At 45.9% G+C, this 18,663-nt stretch carries 16 protein-coding genes, 2 tRNA genes and 1 pseudogene; 8 read left to right on the forward strand and 11 right to left on the reverse strand.

The features are described from left to right. Window positions 1-9 precede the first annotated feature (9 nt). The 3 genes from SCB77_RS02030 to xerD form a co-directional block, all read right to left on the reverse strand. On the reverse strand, window positions 10-2,334 hold the full coding sequence (locus tag SCB77_RS02030; RefSeq protein WP_320184765.1) for a TonB-dependent receptor: 2,325 nt from the start codon (window positions 2,332-2,334) through the stop codon (window positions 10-12). A 41-nt stretch (window positions 2,335-2,375) separates the two neighbouring features. After that, on the reverse strand, window positions 2,376-2,699 hold the full coding sequence (locus tag SCB77_RS02035) for a hypothetical protein (protein WP_320184766.1): 324 nt from the start codon (window positions 2,697-2,699) through the stop codon (window positions 2,376-2,378). Between the two features lie 70 nt (window positions 2,700-2,769). Then, window positions 2,770-3,663, reverse strand: coding sequence for a site-specific tyrosine recombinase XerD (gene xerD / locus SCB77_RS02040; RefSeq protein ID WP_320184767.1), 894 nt, complete (start codon window positions 3,661-3,663; stop codon window positions 2,770-2,772). Between the two features lie 97 nt (window positions 3,664-3,760). On the opposite strand from xerD, the gene SCB77_RS02045 reads away from it, so the two are divergent. Beyond that, window positions 3,761-6,616, forward strand: coding sequence for a M16 family metallopeptidase (locus SCB77_RS02045; RefSeq protein WP_320184768.1), 2,856 nt, complete (start codon window positions 3,761-3,763; stop codon window positions 6,614-6,616). 137 nt (window positions 6,617-6,753) lie between these two features. Here SCB77_RS02045 and SCB77_RS02050 read toward each other — a convergent pair whose 3' ends face one another. Beyond that, window positions 6,754-7,770, reverse strand: coding sequence for an endonuclease/exonuclease/phosphatase family protein (locus tag SCB77_RS02050; protein WP_320184769.1), 1,017 nt, complete (start codon window positions 7,768-7,770; stop codon window positions 6,754-6,756). A gap of 196 nt (window positions 7,771-7,966) precedes the next feature. Between SCB77_RS02050 and SCB77_RS02055 the strand changes: the two genes are divergently transcribed. The 3 genes from SCB77_RS02055 to SCB77_RS02065 are packed head-to-tail and all read left to right on the forward strand — an operon-like array spanning window position 7,967 to window position 11,299. Then, a complete protein-coding gene (locus SCB77_RS02055) occupies window positions 7,967-9,142 on the forward strand; it encodes a glycosyltransferase family 4 protein (RefSeq protein WP_320184770.1) in 1,176 nt (391 codons plus the stop codon). Continuing rightward, window positions 9,127-10,149: a lysylphosphatidylglycerol synthase transmembrane domain-containing protein gene (locus SCB77_RS02060; RefSeq protein ID WP_320184771.1), complete on the forward strand. Its 1,023-nt coding sequence runs from the start codon at window positions 9,127-9,129 to the stop codon at window positions 10,147-10,149. Before SCB77_RS02055 ends, SCB77_RS02060 begins: the two co-directional genes overlap by 16 nt. After that, the gene (locus SCB77_RS02065; RefSeq protein ID WP_320184772.1) at window positions 10,130-11,299 is read left to right on the forward strand and encodes a glycosyltransferase family 4 protein; all 1,170 of its coding nucleotides are present in this window, start codon (window positions 10,130-10,132) and stop codon (window positions 11,297-11,299) included. Before SCB77_RS02060 ends, SCB77_RS02065 begins: the two co-directional genes overlap by 20 nt. Before the next feature lie 26 nt (window positions 11,300-11,325). Here the strand turns inward: SCB77_RS02065 and SCB77_RS02070 are convergent, their stop codons facing one another. From SCB77_RS02070 to SCB77_RS02095, 6 genes and pseudogenes are all read right to left on the reverse strand, one after another. Beyond that, window positions 11,326-11,844: a hypothetical protein gene (locus SCB77_RS02070; RefSeq protein WP_320184773.1), complete on the reverse strand. Its 519-nt coding sequence runs from the start codon at window positions 11,842-11,844 to the stop codon at window positions 11,326-11,328. 105 nt (window positions 11,845-11,949) lie between these two features. Further along, window positions 11,950-12,753 (reverse strand): GNAT family N-acetyltransferase, encoded by an 804-nt coding sequence (locus tag SCB77_RS02075; protein WP_320184774.1) that lies wholly within the window; start codon window positions 12,751-12,753, stop codon window positions 11,950-11,952. A gap of 74 nt (window positions 12,754-12,827) precedes the next feature. Next, entirely contained in the window at window positions 12,828-13,109 is a 282-nt protein-coding gene (locus SCB77_RS02080) for an antibiotic biosynthesis monooxygenase family protein (RefSeq protein WP_320184775.1), read from the reverse strand. Between the two features lie 448 nt (window positions 13,110-13,557). Further along, complete coding sequence (locus SCB77_RS02085; protein WP_320186649.1) at window positions 13,558-13,911, reverse strand: aldo/keto reductase; 354 nt, start codon at window positions 13,909-13,911, stop codon at window positions 13,558-13,560. Window positions 13,912-13,979: 68 nt separating this feature from the next. Further along, on the reverse strand, window positions 13,980-14,516 hold the full coding sequence (locus tag SCB77_RS02090; RefSeq protein ID WP_320184776.1) for a hypothetical protein: 537 nt from the start codon (window positions 14,514-14,516) through the stop codon (window positions 13,980-13,982). Window positions 14,517-15,003: 487 nt separating this feature from the next. After that, a pseudogene (locus tag SCB77_RS02095) lies at window positions 15,004-16,180 on the reverse strand (IS3 family transposase). Between the two features lie 506 nt (window positions 16,181-16,686). Here SCB77_RS02095 and SCB77_RS02100 point away from each other — a divergent pair. Continuing rightward, the gene (locus SCB77_RS02100; protein ID WP_320184777.1) at window positions 16,687-16,953 is read left to right on the forward strand and encodes a hypothetical protein; all 267 of its coding nucleotides are present in this window, start codon (window positions 16,687-16,689) and stop codon (window positions 16,951-16,953) included. 74 nt (window positions 16,954-17,027) lie between these two features. Next, window positions 17,028-17,270 carry a hypothetical protein gene (locus tag SCB77_RS02105; RefSeq protein WP_320184778.1) on the forward strand — a complete coding sequence of 81 codons (243 nt, stop codon included), beginning with the start codon at window positions 17,028-17,030 and terminating at the stop codon, window positions 17,268-17,270. Between the two features lie 37 nt (window positions 17,271-17,307). Here the strand turns inward: SCB77_RS02105 and SCB77_RS02110 are convergent. Further along, a tRNA-Arg gene (locus tag SCB77_RS02110) sits at window positions 17,308-17,381 on the reverse strand. A gap of 191 nt (window positions 17,382-17,572) precedes the next feature. On the opposite strand from SCB77_RS02110, the gene SCB77_RS02115 reads away from it, so the two are divergent. Then, window positions 17,573-18,097 carry a YceI family protein gene (locus tag SCB77_RS02115; protein ID WP_320184779.1) on the forward strand — a complete coding sequence of 175 codons (525 nt, stop codon included), beginning with the start codon at window positions 17,573-17,575 and terminating at the stop codon, window positions 18,095-18,097. Between the two features lie 91 nt (window positions 18,098-18,188). Beyond that, a tRNA-Ser gene (locus SCB77_RS02120) sits at window positions 18,189-18,273 on the forward strand. The last annotated feature ends 390 nt before the right edge of the window (window positions 18,274-18,663 follow it).

Consider the following 18,663-nt stretch of genomic DNA (forward strand, 5'->3'; position numbering starts at 1 on the left):
TAAATAACATTAGAATTGATAAGATAATTTTAAATTGAAATTTCGGCCCATTTGATGCGTAAAGTAGCGCAAACGGTCCATGTAATCCTTGTATGCCGTATTGCATACATTGTCTACCGAGAAAAGCACATTAAACTGCCTCCCGGATGCCAGATCAAACTGCTTGCTCGCCACAAAATCAATCAGATAATAAGCGGGCGGCGGAGCAGCATAATCGCTGTTTGCTTCGTAGCGATGCTGGCGCGCCACGAAACGATGTGCCAGCTTCACATAGCTAAGCGGTTGGCGTTCCCCAAACAAAGCATAGGAAATGCCCTGCTGGAATCTGTCCGAGGGAATATAAGGCAGATAGGTATCTAAGGTCAGGTTCTTGGCGCGGATCAGTGAAGCCGTTGCTTCATATCGCAGCTTGGCGCTAAGCTGGTAACCGAGCTTCAGGTCGGCACCATAAAAAAGAGCGTCATGCTGTTGGTATACGAAAAGCGGAAAAGTACCACGTATGGTTTGTCTCACCGAGTCCGGATTGGGTTGCGCATAGATATAGTCATACAGCATTTGTGCATAAACATCCGCAGTAAACTGTAGCCGCTCTCCATTCCAGATTAAGGTGTTCATCCACTTCAAGCCTTTCTCGCTGCGCAGCTGCTGATCGCCCAGCTCATAAGTCGCGCTGCCGTGGTGCACCCCATCACTGTACAATTCATTGGCCGACGGCGCACGCCAAGCTAGGCCGAGGTTACTTTTCCAGCTTAACCGTGGCGTAATGTGATAGAGCGCCCCTACCGTTCCAGAGGCATTGTGGAAGCGGCGCGTGTCGGTCAGCAAATATTGTTCGATACTGCCGTCATCGTTCACGGCATCGCGGCGGTACCGATATCCCGCTACATCCAAATACTTGAAGTCGTAGCGCCCGCCCGCCTCCGCATGGAGACGCCCGATGTGGAACTGATGAATTGCAAAAAGACCTAAATTATAGCTATCAAAGTTTGGGATAATAGGTGTAGTACCCGTCCCCGGTGTATTGTTGTTGATCTGTATGAGCGACTGCACACCAATGGAACTGTTCTTCTGCTTCAGCACCACATCCATGGTCTGCGCACTCAATACCATATCGGCCATGGGCAAATCGTCAGACTCCACCCGGCGTACATCATACTCTCGGCGATGGTTACGCTGATAAGCATACTGCACCTCCAAGCTTCGATCAGCATGGAAGTGATGTGTCCATTTCAGCTTCGCCAAATCATGGCTCACGCGTTGTCGTGGCGCCTCAATCTTATAGCTAAAATCATACGCCTCAAAGGGACGTCCATATGCTATACGTGCCTCGATATCTGCCACGGTGCCAATATGAGCACCGCGAAAAATACCCAGCGTGGTACCGAAATGGCTATAAAAAGCTTCCAAGGTATTGCTATTCCATTGGTAGGTCAACGCACCGCTATAGTTTAGCTCTTCCACGCCGGTGTTGCCCACCACATAGTCAGGCGTTTCATAGTCACCGATCTTTTTCGTCGATGCTTGTACACGCCAGCCCAGCTGCGGAATACTTTTAACCGCGCCTTCCAAGCTTCCCTGCATCACGCCACCTCGCCCATTGCTACGTCCCAAGAGATCAAAATTACCGCTCAAGGCCTTATCCATGTTGATGCCTGCTGGCGTCACGAGCACCACGCCCCCCAGTGCATCGGCGCCATAGCGCACACCTTGCGCACCTTTAATCACTTCCAAGCGGTCTGCAATAAAAGGATCAATCTCTGGCGCATGTTCTACACCCCATTGCTGTCCCTCCTGCCGCACACCGTTGTTCATAATCAAGATCCTGTTGCTGTGCAAGCCGTTGATGACCGGCTTCACAATACTATTGCCCATGCCAATCGTCGACACACCGGATATGTCGGCCAACGACTCGGCCAACGTTTGTCCTTTGTTTTCCTGCACTTGCTGCGCCGAGAGGCGATGCACACTGCTGGAAAGCGATCCCTGCTGCTGCCCTATAATCTCCACATCCTGAATATGTATGGCATCTGGATGCAAGGTAAACTGCAACACGGTATCTCTTGCTATCGCAAATGAAACGTTTATTGGCGAATAGCCCAAGTACGACAAGGACAATTCATAATTGCCCGTACACAATTTGTCCAGCACAAAATGTCCGCTAGCGTTCGTCGTTGCCGTTCTATTTTTACTGATCCGTATAATAACATCGCCCAAGGGTTCACCTTGCGCCGATTGCACCATCCCGCTCACGCGGATAGCACAGTTTTCTTGAGCATGTAGCACCGGTATGCACAGAAGCAACCATAGCAACAGCCCAATGCCTTTAATTTGCATGTATCTGCCTTATGTTTTTTATAAAAAAATATTCCCCCGATTTACAGGGTATAAGGCGGATCTTTATTACTTTTTAGGGAATGTACCTGATCGGGAAAGCGAACAAGCATAAGCGCTTCAGCTACCGGCGAAGACAAAGAAATCTGCGCAGTGGGCAGCAAAGAAGCTAATTGAAAATCATCGAGAACCTGATGGGAAACAAACCAACAGAGCGAACAGTGCTGGTCGGCATGATCGCGCTGCTCCTCCGTGGAGGTGGAACAGCTATGATGCGCTACATCATGGGTATACTGCAGCCCGCTTGTTAGCAGCAGACCAGTGAGTCCTACCCATAAAATAATATGCAACAATATCTTTTTCCGCATCAATAGCGACAAAGATAAAACAAATGCAACAGCATTGCAAATATTATCCTATAAAGAAGAGCTATCTCTTTTAGGAGCGTGGATGATAATGGGTGATCACAGACTGCAGATAATCGCGATCAACATGGGTATAGATCTCCGTAGTGGTGATACTTTCGTGCCCCAGCATATCCTGCACGGCACGCAGGTCGGCGCCACCTTCCACCAAATGCGAGGCGAAGGAATGCCGAAACGTATGCGGACTGATGGGCTTTGTAAGTCCTATTTTTTTAGCCAGATCTTTTATAATCAAGAACACCATCACCCGGCTAAGTGATGCCCCTCGCCTATTCAAGAACACGAAATCTTCACAACCCGGCTTTATCGGCGACAGCGGTCTAACTTCTTGCAGGTATATCTTCAGGTGTTTGATCGCCTGTTTACCAATCGGTATCAGCCTTTCCTTATTACCTTTACCTTGCACCTTAATAAATTCCACATCCAAGAACAGATTGGATATCTTGAGGCCCACAAGTTCCGACACACGCAGCCCACAGCCATAGAGCACCTCCAAAATAGTCTTGTTGCGCGTTCCTTCGTTTGCCGAAAGATCGATCGCCTGAATCAACGCATCGATCTCCTGAATGTTCAGCACACTTGGAATCTTTCGGCTAAGCCGTGGCGACTCCAATAGTTCCGCCGGGTTCTTCTTCCAGTCATATTCGATCTGCAGAAACGCAAAGAACGTTTTTAGCCCGGAAAGCAACCGCGCTTGCGTAAAGGGCGATATATTGAAATCATTAATAAACACGAGGAATTGCTGTACGGTTTTGGTGTCTACCTGTGGCAAGTTTATACTGCGGTAGTCGCAGTAAGCTTCCAACTTTTGGACATCATTGAGATAAGCATCTATAGAATTCGCAGACAGGTTGCGTTCCAACTGTAGATAGCGTTTAAAATCTTTTTTAGCATTATCCCATTTCATAGCGTAAAGATAATCAAATTAACTGCTAAAAAATTAGCAGAAATTCGTTCCGTTTCGTAAGTTTACCACATACAGTTGCACAAAACCATTAACATCCATGAATATGATCAAACCGATTGCCATAGCCTTTCTGCTCCCTGCTATCTTTCAGACTGCGCAGGTACAAGCCACAACGATGCATGCCAGCGCTAGGGAAATCTTAAGCGCCGACACCCTCTCTTGGGATACTCCGCTTCCTTTCGACAATGAGGTAAAAACGGGTAAACTGTCTAATGGATTCCAATATTACATCCGACGCAATGTGGAACCGAAAGATCGCGTGACCATGTACTTGGCCACAAAAGTAGGTTCCATTTTAGAGACCGAAGAACAGGTGGGACTAGCGCATTTTCTGGAACATATGAACTTCAACGGATTGAAGCACTTTCCCAAAAACGAACTGGTTAACTATTTGCAAAAAGCCGGCGTACGTTTCGGTAGTGACCTAAACGCCTACACCGGTTTCGACCAAACGGTTTATCAATTGCCGATTCCCTCCGACGATCCGGAGCTGCTGAAGAATGGATTGCAGGTGATGCGCGACTGGGCGCAAGATGCCTTGCTCAATGAGGAAGAAATAGATAAAGAACGTGGCATCGTGCTCGAAGAGATGCGCGGAGGCCGTGGTGCTTCCCAACGCATGCGCGATAAGTATCTCCCTGTAATGCTCAACAACTCGCGCTATTCCAACCGATTGCCCATTGGCACTGAAGCCAATATCAAGGGCTTTCCCTATGCGTCCCTCCGCTCCTTTCACAAAGACTGGTATCGCCCTGATCTGCAAGCCATCATCATTGTCGGCGACATCGATGTTTCCGCCATGGAAAGCGAGATCAAAAGGCTGTTTTCCGACTTAAAAGCGCCAGCAACCGCGCCAAAACGCGAGGAATACCAAGTACCTTTGCTTAACGCCAATCAATTTATTGCGGTAACAGATCCCGAGATGACCTATACGGTAGGGCAGCTCACTATCAAACATAAAGAGCAAAAAGTGAAGACCGTACGCGATCTTCGCTCCAATCTGTTGAAGTCTGTCTACAACGATATGCTCAACGCCAGGCTCGGCGAGCTGGCACAGTCTGCCAACCCACCGTTTATTCAAGCCAGCGTAGGTATCGGTGGTTTCATCGGCGGACTAGATGCCTACAACGCCGTATTTGTGGCCAAGCCGGGATCCTTCGAAATGGGATTCAAAGCGTTGGCGCGCGAACTCGAACGCGTCGAGCGCCATGGTTTTACCGATAGCGAATTCCAGCGTGCGATTACAACCATACGCAAAGGCACAGAGATGGCCTATGTAGAACGCGACAAAAAGAAATCCGACAGTTATGTCAACAGCTACCTCAACCATTACTTGGAAGATAGCCCCGCATTAAGCAATGAAGATTCGTACAATCTCTACAAACAATTGCTACCAACACTGACCCTTCATGAAGTCAATCAGCTGGGCAAGCAGTACTATGTGGACAATAACCGGGATATGATTATCATGGCGCCCGAAAATGAAAAAGCCAACCTGCCCGACGAACAGCAGGTAAAAACTTGGTTTAAGGATATCGAAGGCGAGCAAATAGCTACCTACGACGACAAAGTATCGGATCTGCCTATGCTGGCCAAAGAGCCCGTTGCAGGTAGCATCAGCGCATCCAAAGATATCGCTGCTGTGGCAAGTAAAGAGCTCACACTATCGAATGGCGTTCGCGTAGTACTCAAACCGACGACCTTTAAGAACGACGAGATACTCATCAGCGCCTATAGCCCCGGCGGTACATCGCTTTATGCTGATAGCGACTATTTCACCGCATCGCAAGCGGCCGACCTCGTCAACAGCAGCGGTATTGGGCAGCTTAACACCATTGAGCTGCAGAAATACCTGACCGGTAAAAACCTGAACATCAGCCCTTACATTAGCGAACGCGCTGAAGGGATATCTGGGCATAGCGACAAAGAGGGACTGAAAACAGCTTTTGAGATGATCTACGGCTATTTCACCGCGCCACGCATTGAAGATGACGCCTTCCAGAGCACCATCAGCAAAACGCTATCCATGATCGCCAACCGGGCAAGCAACCCGAACTTCGTGTTTAGTCAAGCGGTTATGCAAAGCCTCTACAACGGAAACATCCGACGCACACCAATCAGCGAAGACGATGTAAAAAAGATCGATCAAGCGCGCGCCTTGGAAATATACAAAAATCGTTTCGCCGATGCTTCCGACTTTACGTTTACCATTGTAGGCTCCTTCACCGAAGAGGAAATAAAACCTTATCTCGAACAGTATCTCGCTGCCCTGCCGGCATCCAACCGCAAAGAGGAAGCTAAGGACTTAGGAATTTATGAGCCTAAGAAGGGATTCGAGAAAGTAGTGCACAAGGGCCAGGAACAAAAAGCAACGGCGGTATTGAGTTTCTATGGTGACTATAGCTACAACGAGCAAGAAAATCTGAATATGGATGCCTTAGAGAGCGTGCTTACCATCAAGCTGCTGGAGCGCCTGCGCGAAGAAGAAAGTGGCGTATATGGCACCGCCGCGCGAGCATCTACCAGCAAGTATCCTAAAAATCGCTTCAGCTTCACGGTATCCTTTGGCACAGCCGTAGACAAATACCAAGCCTTGATAGCCTCTACGCTGGACGAGATCAACAAAGTAAAAAAGGCCGGTCCATTGGAAGAAGATTTAGCAAAATTCAAGATTGAGCAACGAAGACAACTGGAGCTATCCCTCAAAGAAAACCGTTTTTGGATGAGCCAATTGTCGGGTGCCTATCAGCGTAATGAAGATCCGAGCTACATCACGCATTACCTAGACGCATTAGATAAAATTTCAGTAAGCTCCGTCAAGGCGGTAGCCAACAAATACTTAAAAGAAGAGCAACTATTTAAGTTTATCCTCCTGCCAGATGAATCAAAGTAGTTGATCTAGGTCATCAAAAAAAAAGACTTAAGTCGGGGAGACTTAAGTCTTTTTTTCTAACCAATGACTAAGACCATGATGCGCAATCAAGCATTAGCCACTGGTGTGCCACGACCATTGGCGGTTTCTATCTCCAATTACTTTTCAACAAAAGCGGCCAGTGGACGGTCCAACAGCACACTATCTGTTATTTTCTTCCATTTCAAAGAAAGCGAGACAGCACAATGATCAGAAAGGGATTGACCATTGCGATTGGAAAAATGCTGTTTTTCAATTTTATACGAGCGCGGGGTAAATTCTAAATAGGAACTATTTCTAAACAATATCTTATCAATGCTTTCGCAACTATCGGTGAGCGAGAGCTTGTCTTGCGCCACAAAATCGTTTACGGCGCCGGGCAGTTGTCCAGCTCTCTTCGTAAAGATCCACGCGTCATGCAGCTTGTTGCTATGCACAAACTGATGCAGGTTATCCCAGGCCGCCGCATAATGCGCATTGAAGTCGCCCATCACCAGCAGGGCCTGCTGCGCAGAATATGTTTGGATATAAGCTGAAAGCTGTTTGATATTTTTTCGTCTGGCCAAGGCCGCCGCAGGGCTATCCTGCGAGGTGGCATGCACGTTGTATACGTCTACTGTAATTCCCTTGCTCAGCTGTATCCGCGAAACAGAAAAACCTTTCGCCGCTAGGCAATCCGTGCCGTGGCAATCCGCCCAAGCAATACGCTTGGTAAATAAAATCGGGTATTTCGACAAGGTATTCAAGCCATCTCCGTAAGGGAGCGCCTGCTTGTGCAGCGTGCGGAAGGGATGCGTATTTCCTCGATCATACAAGGCGTCGTGATAATGAAAATCCTCCTGCACATTCACAATATCAAAGGAATTGATCTTCGCACCTATCTCGCCCATGCTCTGTGCACGCGGGCTTTCTGCCGCCGAGATGATCTCCGGCAAACCGGCAACATTGTAGGTTAGCAGAGCAAGCTCACCTTCCGACGAATTGCCCATGGCAGCCAACGCAGCATACGAAACGCTCGGATCGTATCCGGCCGAACGACCGGTTTTTATTTGGTATACATATGCCCATAGCAAAAAGACAAGCGCAAGCACACTTATCCATTTTCTCCGGTTTAGCCACACAGCATGTAAGTTCATCTGTTTAAGGTCGTTGATGCTTCACCAAAGCTAAAGGCTTCATGTTAGGTTTGTATAAATTCAAGATGAATCTTTTATGTAGGAATTATGCAGAAAATGTAAACTCGCTTCGAAAAATTCATAAATCATTAACAACCAACACCTATTAACTACACATCTACCTTTTATTTTCGAAAAAACAACTAAACCTGGCGATATGGTAAAAGTGGCATTCTTTGCAGAGATACTTATTGAAGAGTTTGATGGTGCATCACGTACGATGTTTCAGATCATTAACAGGATCGACCCACGTCGGTATTCCTACCTTTTTGTGTACGGAAAAGGTCCGGATCAATTGGAGACACATGCATCGCTCAAAATTCCTTCTTTGAATACAGGCCTCAACAAAGACTACAGTTTTACCATGCCCCTGTTGGTTAAGGAACAGCTGAAACAAGAGCTGGATCGCTTTCAGCCCGACGTGATCCATATCGCCACACCTTCGTTGTTGGGCTTCTTTGCCCTGCGCTATGCACAGCAGCGCAATATCCCAGTCATCAGCATCTACCATACCAACTTCATCTCCTATATCCCTTATTACTTCCGGAAATTTCCCGCCTTGATCAAACCTGTAGAGCGCTGGATGATTGCCGCCAGCAAGAAGTTTTACAACCGCTGCTCGAATGTATACGTGCCTTCACAGTCCATGATCAGGCAGTTGGAACAGTTTGGCGTTTCTCCGGAAAAGTTGACACTTTGGCAACGAGGCATTGACCTCAACCTCTTCAACCCGCAGAAAAGAGACTTAAACTATGTGCGCAATATTACGGGTAACGATAAGCCCAACATCCTTTTTGCCAGCCGTTTGGTATGGGAGAAAAACGTGCAGACCCTTATCGAAATCTACCAGCGCTTGCAGCGCCGCGATTTGGCGCACAACCTCATTATCGCGGGCGACGGTGCTGCCAAAGAAGAGATGCAGCGCCATATGCCTAAGGCCCACTTTCTTGGCAAATTGGAGCATCAGGCGCTAGCGACCTTATACGCATCTTGCGATGCCTTTGTCTTTACCTCCACCTCGGAAACCTACGGCAATGTGATTATAGAGGCCATGGCCTCGGGTCTGCCCTGTGTTATCGCCGATGGCGGCGGCAGCGCCGACCTCATCCGTCACCGCCACAACGGCTACAAATGTCTACCAAAATCGCCGGAAGACTACCTCATCCACCTCTCGCTCCTGTTGAACGACCGCGAGCTTCATCAGGTCATCAGCAATGCGGCGCTCGCTCAGGTGCGCGAGCTAGATTGGGAGAACCTTGTGCAGCGTTACTTCGACGACGTAAAGACGCTTGCCGGTTCCACAAACAGCAGCTTGGTATGGACAGCTTGCTAAAAAACAAGAAATGGCTCAAGGTCCTTATCTTGGCCTGCATCATCGTGCCCATGGTCATTTTCATCCTCCAAACGGATGTCCGCTTGGTATGGCAAGAAATGGAAAAGATAAGCTTCCGCTTTCTATACCTATTGGCTTCCACCTTTGTCGCTTACCTCTTGGGTACCTTTGCGTGGTGGGTATGCTTAGCAGATGAGCGAAAGCACATCAACCTGTTCCAACTATTTAGCGTGCGCCAGATCGGAGAAACTGTCGGGCTATACAACCCCACCAGCGTCGTGGGCGGCGATCTCCTGAAAGACGAACTATTGAAAGCCTACCATATCTCCCGCAAGACCGCCTCCACCTCCATCGTGATCTCCCGCATTACGGTCGTGCTCTCCCAACTGTTGCTCTTTATCGTAGCCACATCATGGCTTCTCTTCATTGCAGCATCCAACATGCCCGCTTTCCTTCCTCCCTTGCTGATCTGCCTAATCATTTTCCTAAGCATCCTCAAATTACTGTTCTTCTATACCTTACATCGGAAGCCTTCCCCCGAGAGGGAAAGCAATAGCAAGCCTATAAAGCTGTGGACGACATTTACCTCGCGCCTACGCAGCTTGCTGCAGCAGGCTCAGGCCTTTTATCAACAGAAGCCCAAGGCCTTCTGGTCGTCTTACTTCCTATCCATGCTGCACTGGCTGGTGGGCAGTTTTGAATTTTATTTGATCCTGCAGTTTCTCGGCTACGACCTGCGAATCATGCACGGGTTGCTCTTGGATATGGGCGTTGTTATCGTGAAGAGTCTTGGCGCTTTTGTTCCCGGTCAATTGGGGGTGGAAGAGCTCGGAAACAAATTTGTGCTGGCTGCCGTGGGAATACACGCCACCGCCGTGTGGCTCGCCGTATCCGTCCTGCGGCGCTCGCGTCAGCTATTTTGGATATTGATCGGCATACTCTGCTATGCCTTTATTAGGAAGCCTCAGGCATTACCGCTTATCGAACATGGAAGTACTATTCGTTAGCCACAAATATCCACCGGCGACCGGTGGCATGGAAAAACAAAGCTACGAGCTGATAAACGGGATGCGCAGCTGCGCCATCGTGCACCATATTGTGTATACGGCTGAAGAAAGTTACTTTCAGTTTTTTAGAAAACTGAACGACCGTATATTGAAGACGGTACATAGCCATCCCGGCATCTCATTGATCCACTTCAATGATGGCCTTATCGCCTCGATGAGCCTTTGGCATAGTGGCTACAGCCATATCAAGCGTGTGGTTACCGTGCACGGATTAGATGTCGTTTTCCCTTGGAGCATCTATCAACGCTTTATTTTGCGGCGCTTCAACCGCTTTGACCATATCATTGCCGTCAGCCAAGCTACCGCACAATCTATTGTGCAACGCGGCGTAGACCAGAGCAAGGTATCGGTTGTCGTCAACGGCATAGACCACAATCTTCAAGCCCAGCACTCGGCAGATAGCTGGTCGGCCATCCGTCAGAAATATGCTATTCCGGCCGACAAGAAGATTCTCGTCACCCTCGGTCGCCCAGTAAAGCGCAAAGGCTTTTCGTGGTTTATTCGCGAGGTACTTCCCCTACTCCCCGAAAATACTATGCTGTTGATGGCAGGGCCCTTTCAGGCCGAACAAACCGAGCAAGAGAAATGGCTCCAACGACTTCCTAAATCTTGGCGGCACCTCGTCATGCTCTTTCTAGGTTTTCCTTCCGATCAGGTAGAGCTCCGTAAGCTGCTACAGGAAGATAGCCATCAGCTTCGGTTGAAGCATGTGGGCAAATTACCTTTAGACGATCTACAGGTACTTTTGGCGCATGCGCATGCTTTCCTCATGCCTAATATCAAGATCGAAGGTGATATGGAAGGCTTTGGCTTGGTATGCCTAGAAGCCAGTATGTGCGGCACCATGGTATTAGCCGCCGATATCGAAGGCATTACCGATGCGATCATCCACGAAAAAAACGGTATTCAGGTGCCTCATGAGGATGCGCAGGCTTGGCAATTGGCTATAGGCAAAATTTTGGACAGCGACAGCCTACATACCGAACAGCGGCAGGCTTATCGTTCGTTTACCCTGCGTAACTTCAGCTGGGAGAAAATGGTGAGCGGATATGCGCGTCTCTTCCAGTCGATCATCCGACAGGCTAGCTGAAGGCGCTTAGCAGCAGCTTGGATCCTTTAGTCTGGCGAATGTACCGTGCGCACTTCCACACCTTTGGGTTTCTTTTCAAAAACAATCTGTGTCTCGCCGCCCGGAAAAAATAAGTTGACCGATAGCCGGTCGCTCGTCTCGCGGAGGTACTTAACCTCTATGGGATAGCTTCCCGCAACGTTATGCTCAGCCTCCTTCGGCCATTGGCTTTCCAAAAAACGGCCATCATCGCTGTCGCTGTTCTTCGCTCTAAAATGTGCATAGGCCGTTTCCAAATCCGCATTCCAGTAAAAACACACAGTCGTAAAGCCGCTTTCCATGTCGCCATAGGGCTCTTCACAGGTCTCTTTGATCAGCTGCGCGTCTTTCACCGCACCTTTTCCAACTACTGTATCGGCTACATGCTGCACAAGCGTGTCGGTCGCTCGCTCCTGTTGCGAAATGCTATCGGCATGGTTCACCGTCTGCCTGCCTTTCGCACCATCGCCGCAAGACAGCAAAAGACACATCGCAGCAAGCATTGGTATATATCGTAAGTTTTTCATTATGGTTATTCTAATTTGTGTAGCCAATTCGCTTTATGTGGATTTAACCAAAGATAGTGCCTAAAGCCCTTGGGATTTTAGTCGTTAAAATAGCTGTGGATTATACTAGCCATAATTACCACCAATTCGGCTAAATATCTGCGTGGGTCGCCATAGCGTTTCTCGACCATAAACCATGCGTATGGCCGTGTCGGGCCGTTTTTCAAATCCGCTTTGCAATAAAAAATTAAGACCTACGGTATTTGACTGCGGTAAAACGGCAACCTGCGCATGGCTGTACTTCAATTCCATCAACGCCAATCCAGCACGCTCGGTTATCGCATAAATAGGCCCCTGTCCCAAGGTCGGCAGGTAATATCCCTCCAACGCCGCGTCCTCTTCATAAACAACAGCTTGGTGAAAATGGCTGCCGATCAACGCACTTCGATCTTCGCCGGTAATATGTCGATCCATTTCCAGCACCTGCTGATGATATTCCTTTCCTCCGGCCCGCACACACTCCGATATGTTGTTTGGAACATAGTCCGCTGTCTTATTTAGAAATTGGTAATGACCAACGGCTTTAAAACCCACCTTCTGATAAACCGGAGCGCCAAGATCGGTTGCAATTAGATTGACGGATGAACATCCTTCAATAAGCGCTTCTTGAACCAAATGCTCCACCATGTGCCTACCGATCCCCCTTCCACGATATGATTCGTCAACAATAATATGCGCTAGCCAAGCCGAATCTACGTGCAAAATTAAAGCCCCTACCCCCACAATGCGCTGCTTATCTACCATTTTAATCGGCCGACAGAAATCTTGTAGACAATATCCTAGCATATTTGGAGCGATATCTCCCCAACCTGCGGGTTGCAAGTGTCCTATAAAGGGTAAATCCCGAATATTGAACCTTTCTATGTTCATGTTTTATAAAGTGATCGACAAAAATACGAGTTTGTAGCACCTCTCAATTACAAACTTCAGGTTGTTCTTCTTCCTTAGGCATAATGCAATACCTGCGGAAAAGGATCGTAATAATGATGCAACAAGGCTTTCCACTTCAAATACTCAGGCGATTGACGAAAACCGACCTCGTGCGCCTCCACTGAAACCCACTCAACCAACAAGATATACTGGTTTTCAATCTCCACACATTTCTTTAAAGCATGCTTGATGTAGCCATTGATCGATGCGATATATTGGCTGGCTTCCAAAAAATCTCGTTCAAAATCAGGCTGTTTTTCAACGCTTACATTCAAGATAGCGACTTCTAATATCATAGGTAAACTTATTTTGATACACGGTATTGCTACAGTTTATAGCTCGTGTAAAGACAAAACTATTCGTTATTATTTTTTGAAAAAGCGACCAATGTGTACAGCATCGCAGAACATAGCGGCCCAAAAAAGCTCTTTAGTACCGTCGCATAAGATACTACTAAGTCGAAATGTGTATCGAACGATGTAGCCTTTTTCAAATGCTCCGCGTGGTAAAAGAGCAGCGCAAATGTTATTTGCCAATTCCAAAGCAACCAAGCAATGAAAAAGGAACCTATAAACGTAAAAATCATGCGGCTATCGATGCGATATCCTGGAAGGCTGATCGAATATTTCATTATTTTTTATTCTTGTTGCTCCTAATATACGAACATATCAACAAACAGAGAAAAACTGACACAACTTACCTACAGCAATATATCGACCGCGCAGCTTAAATTTCTGGATCCTGTTACGCATACCGTTCACTATCATTCTGCGGCAGTATAGCCGCTACGCTCGATGGCACACCGTTTACTTTCGTCCCCGCCTGCAACAAATCCGCCGTACCCTGTAACAAGCTATGAGGAAAGGGGCGCACGGGAGTCGTAAGGATGCTAAGAGACTGCAGCTCGTCTTGCGAAAGTTCCAATTCGGCAGCCCGCATGTTCTGCTGGAGTTGCTCCATCGTTCTTGCGCCCAGCAAGGTGGAGCATACTCCTTTTTGCTGCATCAGCCAAGCAATAGCCACTGCTGCCACCGCAACATCGTTAGCTTCCGCAATCCTTTGCAATTGATCGATCAGCAGATATGTACCCTCCGACAGGTTGGGATCAACCCGACCAACACCTTTAACTAAAGTTTTTTTTGCTAATTTTAATTACATGCTAGAGATCACAGAATAGCGCGGCTATCATCTGCTAAATAAACTGTAACCAAAAACTTGTTATTTTTTCTCGCGCGACTTTTATCAAGATAAATGTGTACAGGGTGTTTATTTAGGTGATGTAATTCTAGAAATATAAATTTGGGTAATTCCTTTTTGCTAAAAATAGCCGTGCACTTATTACCAGCTATTACTTTATTTGCATGCTCGTTGAGGGAAAACTTAGGCTTGTAGAAGTCTATTGGTGTATTGTTCTTTATATCATATAGAACAATTTCTACAATAGCCGAATCTTTTTGTAATGAAGACGATTTAAGGTAATCGACTTTATATCTGCAAAAGGTCTGTGCTTCCTTTAAATTTCTATTATAGGGCGAACAGCTTGCGTATAGGATGATTAAAGCCTTCAACGCTCCGAGTTCAGCCGCTTTTTCAAGCATTGCGGCCAGCTTAAAATCTAATGGCAGATCATTCATAGGATGTAAATTATAGTTAGCGAAGGTACGATGATCTAATTTTTGCAGAACGAAGCTGTCTTTTCTCATCCAACAACAGTTACCGTTTGAAATTCTAGAGCTAGAAATTGAAACAAAATCCCATATTAGAAATTACAGCTAAAACCGAGCGCAAATACGTTTCAAAAAAATGATTATAAGCAGGCAAACAACTTACTGTGACAGCGGATCAGTGTAAGGAGCTAGAAGTTAGCTTGTCCGATTAGCGAATCTCAACGAACTATCACCAGTATATTATGGATCCGGATATGTCATAGGTGAAGAGCTGCTGACAACCAAATGGGTACGCGGTACAATCTAAGGATATTCCGGCGTTCGCCATGCTGTTGCCACTTTGGTCAAAAAGAATTTACTGAAGGCTTATCCGGATATTGTTTGGTAGGTATAACAAAAGCCTCCTTGAGGGGAAACTTTTTTCGCTACTTTTTTTCAAAAATAATGTTGGACATATTAAGAGACTGTAAAATAAACTGTGTCAAGGATAATATGGAATTGCAACAAAAAAAAGGACATTTAGTTAAGCTGCAATATTTTGTTCATTCAGTTTTCTTCCAAACTCTTCAGGGGACATAAATCCCAAAGCAGAGTGCATTCTTTTTCTGTTATACCAAACCTCAATGTATTCAAACACAACAATCGCTGCGTGGTGTTTATCTACGAACTTATTCTGGTATATACATTCAGCTTTGAGCGTCTTAAAGAAGCTTTCAGCAACGGCATTGTCCCAGCAATTTCCCTTTCTGCTCATGCTTCTTATAATTAGCGGGTTTCTTTCTAATAAACTCCGGAATTCATTGCAAGCATACTGAATTCCTTGATCTGAGTGAAATATCAGTTCTTGTGTTATCGGTCTGTTTTTTTGCGCCATGCTAAATGCTGGAATTACGGTGTCAATGGCTTCATTGTTGCGCTTAAAGCCCAGCCGATTACTTTTCTATCACCCAGATCTATAACCGTTGTTAGATATAACCATCCTTGTTTTGTTCTAATATAGGTGATATCAGATACCCAGACAGCTCCTAACGTCCCTGTTTTGAAATTACGATCCAACTTATTTCCCGGTACAGTAAATTTGTGATTAGAATCGGTAGTCACCTTGAATTTCTTCTTCACTATACTTCGTAAATGGATCTTTTTCATTATTCGGGCTACTCGGGGTCTAGAGACTTTAGTGCTCTTTTCGTTCAATGCCTTTGTAATCCTAGGACTTCCATAGCTACCTTTACTCTCTTGGAACGTTTTCCGTATTTCCTGCTCAAGCATTTGGTTTTCCCTATTACGGAATGATGGTGTACGCTTCAACCAGCTGTAAAAACCGCCTCTACTTACTTTAAACACCGTGCACATCTTCTCGATGGAAAATATCCTGCAGTGATCCGCTATGAACCCGAATATTTGCCCTCGTTCTTGGAGAAGATGCTTACAGCCTTTTTTAGGATGTCGCGCTCCATTTGCGTTTCACGCAGTTCTTTCTTCAGTCTGGCTACCTCCTGCTCGGCTTCTGTTAATATTACTTTCCCGTTGCCAGGAAAGCTACTGCCTGCCTTACTTAAATATTCTTTACGCCATCGATAAAGCAATGAGGGCTGGATATCCAATTCTTTGGCCAGAGCTGTTAAATCATTTCTGGTATTACTCAGTTCAACGCTCATCAGCTTGAACTCTTTGGGGTACGTTTTTCTTACTCTTGACATAAGGCTGTTAAGTTATTAAATTCCCTTAACTTATTGTCTGTTCAAATGTAGCAACTCCAAAGGAATATTTTACATGATTAATACCACTTACAACAAGTCATCCCTAAGAATAGATATGGAGAAAATAAACGACGAAAACGACGAAGGCGCCAACTAGGCGCCCCCACTTCCAATCGGAGCCGGAGCACACTCCATTTTAAATCTTATTTGAGGGCTTAACTATAACAATACATCATTCTTAAGATATATTAGCCTTTCAGAAGTAACACTTCCCGAAACGTTACTTGTAATAATTTATTTAATCAGTTTAGATCGTGAAATTAGCATAATGATTACTGCTTTTAATCTTAAACACGCTTGTCAAACATTGGACTTAGACCGCAACACGCTGTATAGATGGCGTGACGAGGGTAAGGTAAAAATGAAACGCATTGACGGCTGATACTACATTGAGGAAGATGAGTTAAATCGCCTGAAAGCAAAAGAAATTGAAAAAGGGAGGCTAAATGAGCATCAAGGAGGAATTAGCGCTGAAAGCGTTAAGAAGAACTTGCGAATTATTAGCGGACAATCATGACGATATAGACCACTTCGCGAACCGACACAACTACCGAGCCACAGCTATTTTATCTACAAATCTACTGAGGTACATACTTAACACCGATTTACCTGCTGGCGATAAAGAACTCGACGAGATTTGCGACCGCTTAGAAGGAAAGGTAGTTGGTATTGATTACTCAGGTCCGGAACCGGTTAGGCTTACTAAAAAATAGCATTAAATCGCACTGTATGTGTTTTACAAAAATGCACTTGCTTTTTGCACTAGCAATATTAAGAGATTTGCTAAATGATCGAATTAAACAAAGAAATAGCGGTGCTTTTGCAGCACCAAGAGCGGAAAATTGGGCAGCTTGTTAAGTTCATTTGGAGCCTCTCCGCAAACCCTGAATTACTGAAAGATCAGAACTTAATGTATCAGCTGATCGATATGGACTTTAATACGGTTGCCGAGCCGAGCGTATCTCAATTGAAGGATATGAAGATACAGGAACGTGAAAAACCAAGTGCAATTCTGAGTCGATCCCAATAAAAAATCCCCTTTATCGCTAAATAAAGGGGATTTTCAGTACGCCAAAAGGGATTCGAACCCCTGACCGACGGTTTAGAAAACCGTTGCTCTATCCTGCTGAGCTATTGGCGCATCGTTCTATGGGACAAAAGTATGGAATTACCGTTGCTCTGCAAAATAAAATTGCTTTTTTTTGTGCTAAGGCAAATAACTGGTTGCTTCCCAAACATATATTTTTGCCGATCATATTTTCTTTGCCATATACCGCGTACTTTTAAAACAAGCGAATCAAATTTGAGTTTATTAAATAAAAACATCTCGTTATGACAACATGGAACCTAGACAAAGCCCACAGTGAAATAGAATTCAAGGTGAGGCACATGATGATCTCCAATGTAAAAGGATTTTTTCAGGATTTCAACATCAGCATGAGTGGCGATCCGGAGGATATCACCACAGCCTCTATCCGTATCGCTATTGCCTCCGCCTCTATCAACACCAAAAATGAGCAACGCGATCAACACCTACGCAGCGCCGATTTCTTCGATAGCAGCAGTTACCCCGAGATCACCTTCGATTCCACCGACATTAAAAAGGAAAGCGACGAAAGTTACGCCATCACGGGAAACCTGAACATAAAAGGCAACGTACATCCTTTGGTCTTCTCCGTAGAGTTTGGAGGCATCGCGACCGATCCTTGGGGCAACAAAAAGGTAGGTTTTGCCTTTTCGGGCAAGCTTAACCGGGGCGATTTCGGCCTAACTTGGAACGCCGCCGTCGAAGCCGGAGGCGTAATGGTGGGCGATGAAGTGAAAATCAGCGGTGACATACAATTTATATTGAGTTAACAATCAGCGTAGTTGCAAAAACAACGGCAATTATGCGCTAGAAATTTGAAATAAAATTTTGCAGGAATAAGAAAATTCGTACTTTTGTCGCGGAGAGTTGGCAGAGTGGTCGAATGCGGCAGTCTTGAAAACTGTTGACTGTAACAGGTCCGGGGGTTCGAATCCCTCACTCTCCGCAGAAGCTTCAATCTAAAAGATTGGAGCTTTTTTTATGTTCGGCGCTGATTATTTAATTGTCGAGGGATGAGAACCCAGGGTTCGATCCGAAGGAGGTTTAGGGTGGAGTGCGGGCTTGTGGGGCTAAGCCAATCCCTCACTCTCCGCCAGATAGAAGCAGCTTTTTTAGCTGCTTTTATCATTTAAGGGATACCTGATTCGAACCGAAGCGCAGGCCGGGGTTCGATCGGATCATGTTCAAAAGTTGTGGAGCTGAAGAAAAATAATCGGATAAATATTCTCCTGTTTAAATCCAATCTGAGGTTTAGAGTTTACCCAAACATAATTTAGTTGTATTTCATTATTTCTGATTTTATATTTTTCTAACTAATTAAGGTAAGTAGCCATAC

Source organism: Sphingobacterium bambusae (assembly GCF_033955345.1).
Taxonomy (GTDB): Bacteria; Bacteroidota; Bacteroidia; order Sphingobacteriales; family Sphingobacteriaceae; genus Sphingobacterium; species Sphingobacterium bambusae.

Coding starts and splice junctions, on each gene's coding strand:
- SCB77_RS02030 (WP_320184765.1), bottom strand. CDS start 2,334: ATGCAAATTAAAGGCATTGGGCTGTTGCTATGGTTGCTTCTGTGCATA.
- SCB77_RS02035 (WP_320184766.1), bottom strand. CDS start 2,699: ATGCGGAAAAAGATATTGTTGCATATTATTTTATGGGTAGGACTCACT.
- xerD (WP_320184767.1), bottom strand. CDS start 3,663: ATGAAATGGGATAATGCTAAAAAAGATTTTAAACGCTATCTACAGTTG.
- SCB77_RS02045 (WP_320184768.1), top strand. CDS start 3,761: ATGAATATGATCAAACCGATTGCCATAGCCTTTCTGCTCCCTGCTATC.
- SCB77_RS02050 (WP_320184769.1), bottom strand. CDS start 7,770: ATGAACTTACATGCTGTGTGGCTAAACCGGAGAAAATGGATAAGTGTG.
- SCB77_RS02055 (WP_320184770.1), top strand. CDS start 7,967: ATGGTAAAAGTGGCATTCTTTGCAGAGATACTTATTGAAGAGTTTGAT.
- SCB77_RS02060 (WP_320184771.1), top strand. CDS start 9,127: ATGGACAGCTTGCTAAAAAACAAGAAATGGCTCAAGGTCCTTATCTTG.
- SCB77_RS02065 (WP_320184772.1), top strand. CDS start 10,130: ATGGAAGTACTATTCGTTAGCCACAAATATCCACCGGCGACCGGTGGC.
- SCB77_RS02070 (WP_320184773.1), bottom strand. CDS start 11,844: ATGAAAAACTTACGATATATACCAATGCTTGCTGCGATGTGTCTTTTG.
- SCB77_RS02075 (WP_320184774.1), bottom strand. CDS start 12,753: ATGAACATAGAAAGGTTCAATATTCGGGATTTACCCTTTATAGGACAC.
- SCB77_RS02080 (WP_320184775.1), bottom strand. CDS start 13,109: ATGATATTAGAAGTCGCTATCTTGAATGTAAGCGTTGAAAAACAGCCT.
- SCB77_RS02090 (WP_320184776.1), bottom strand. CDS start 14,516: ATGAGAAAAGACAGCTTCGTTCTGCAAAAATTAGATCATCGTACCTTC.
- SCB77_RS02100 (WP_320184777.1), top strand. CDS start 16,687: ATGAGCATCAAGGAGGAATTAGCGCTGAAAGCGTTAAGAAGAACTTGC.
- SCB77_RS02105 (WP_320184778.1), top strand. CDS start 17,028: ATGATCGAATTAAACAAAGAAATAGCGGTGCTTTTGCAGCACCAAGAG.
- SCB77_RS02115 (WP_320184779.1), top strand. CDS start 17,573: ATGACAACATGGAACCTAGACAAAGCCCACAGTGAAATAGAATTCAAG.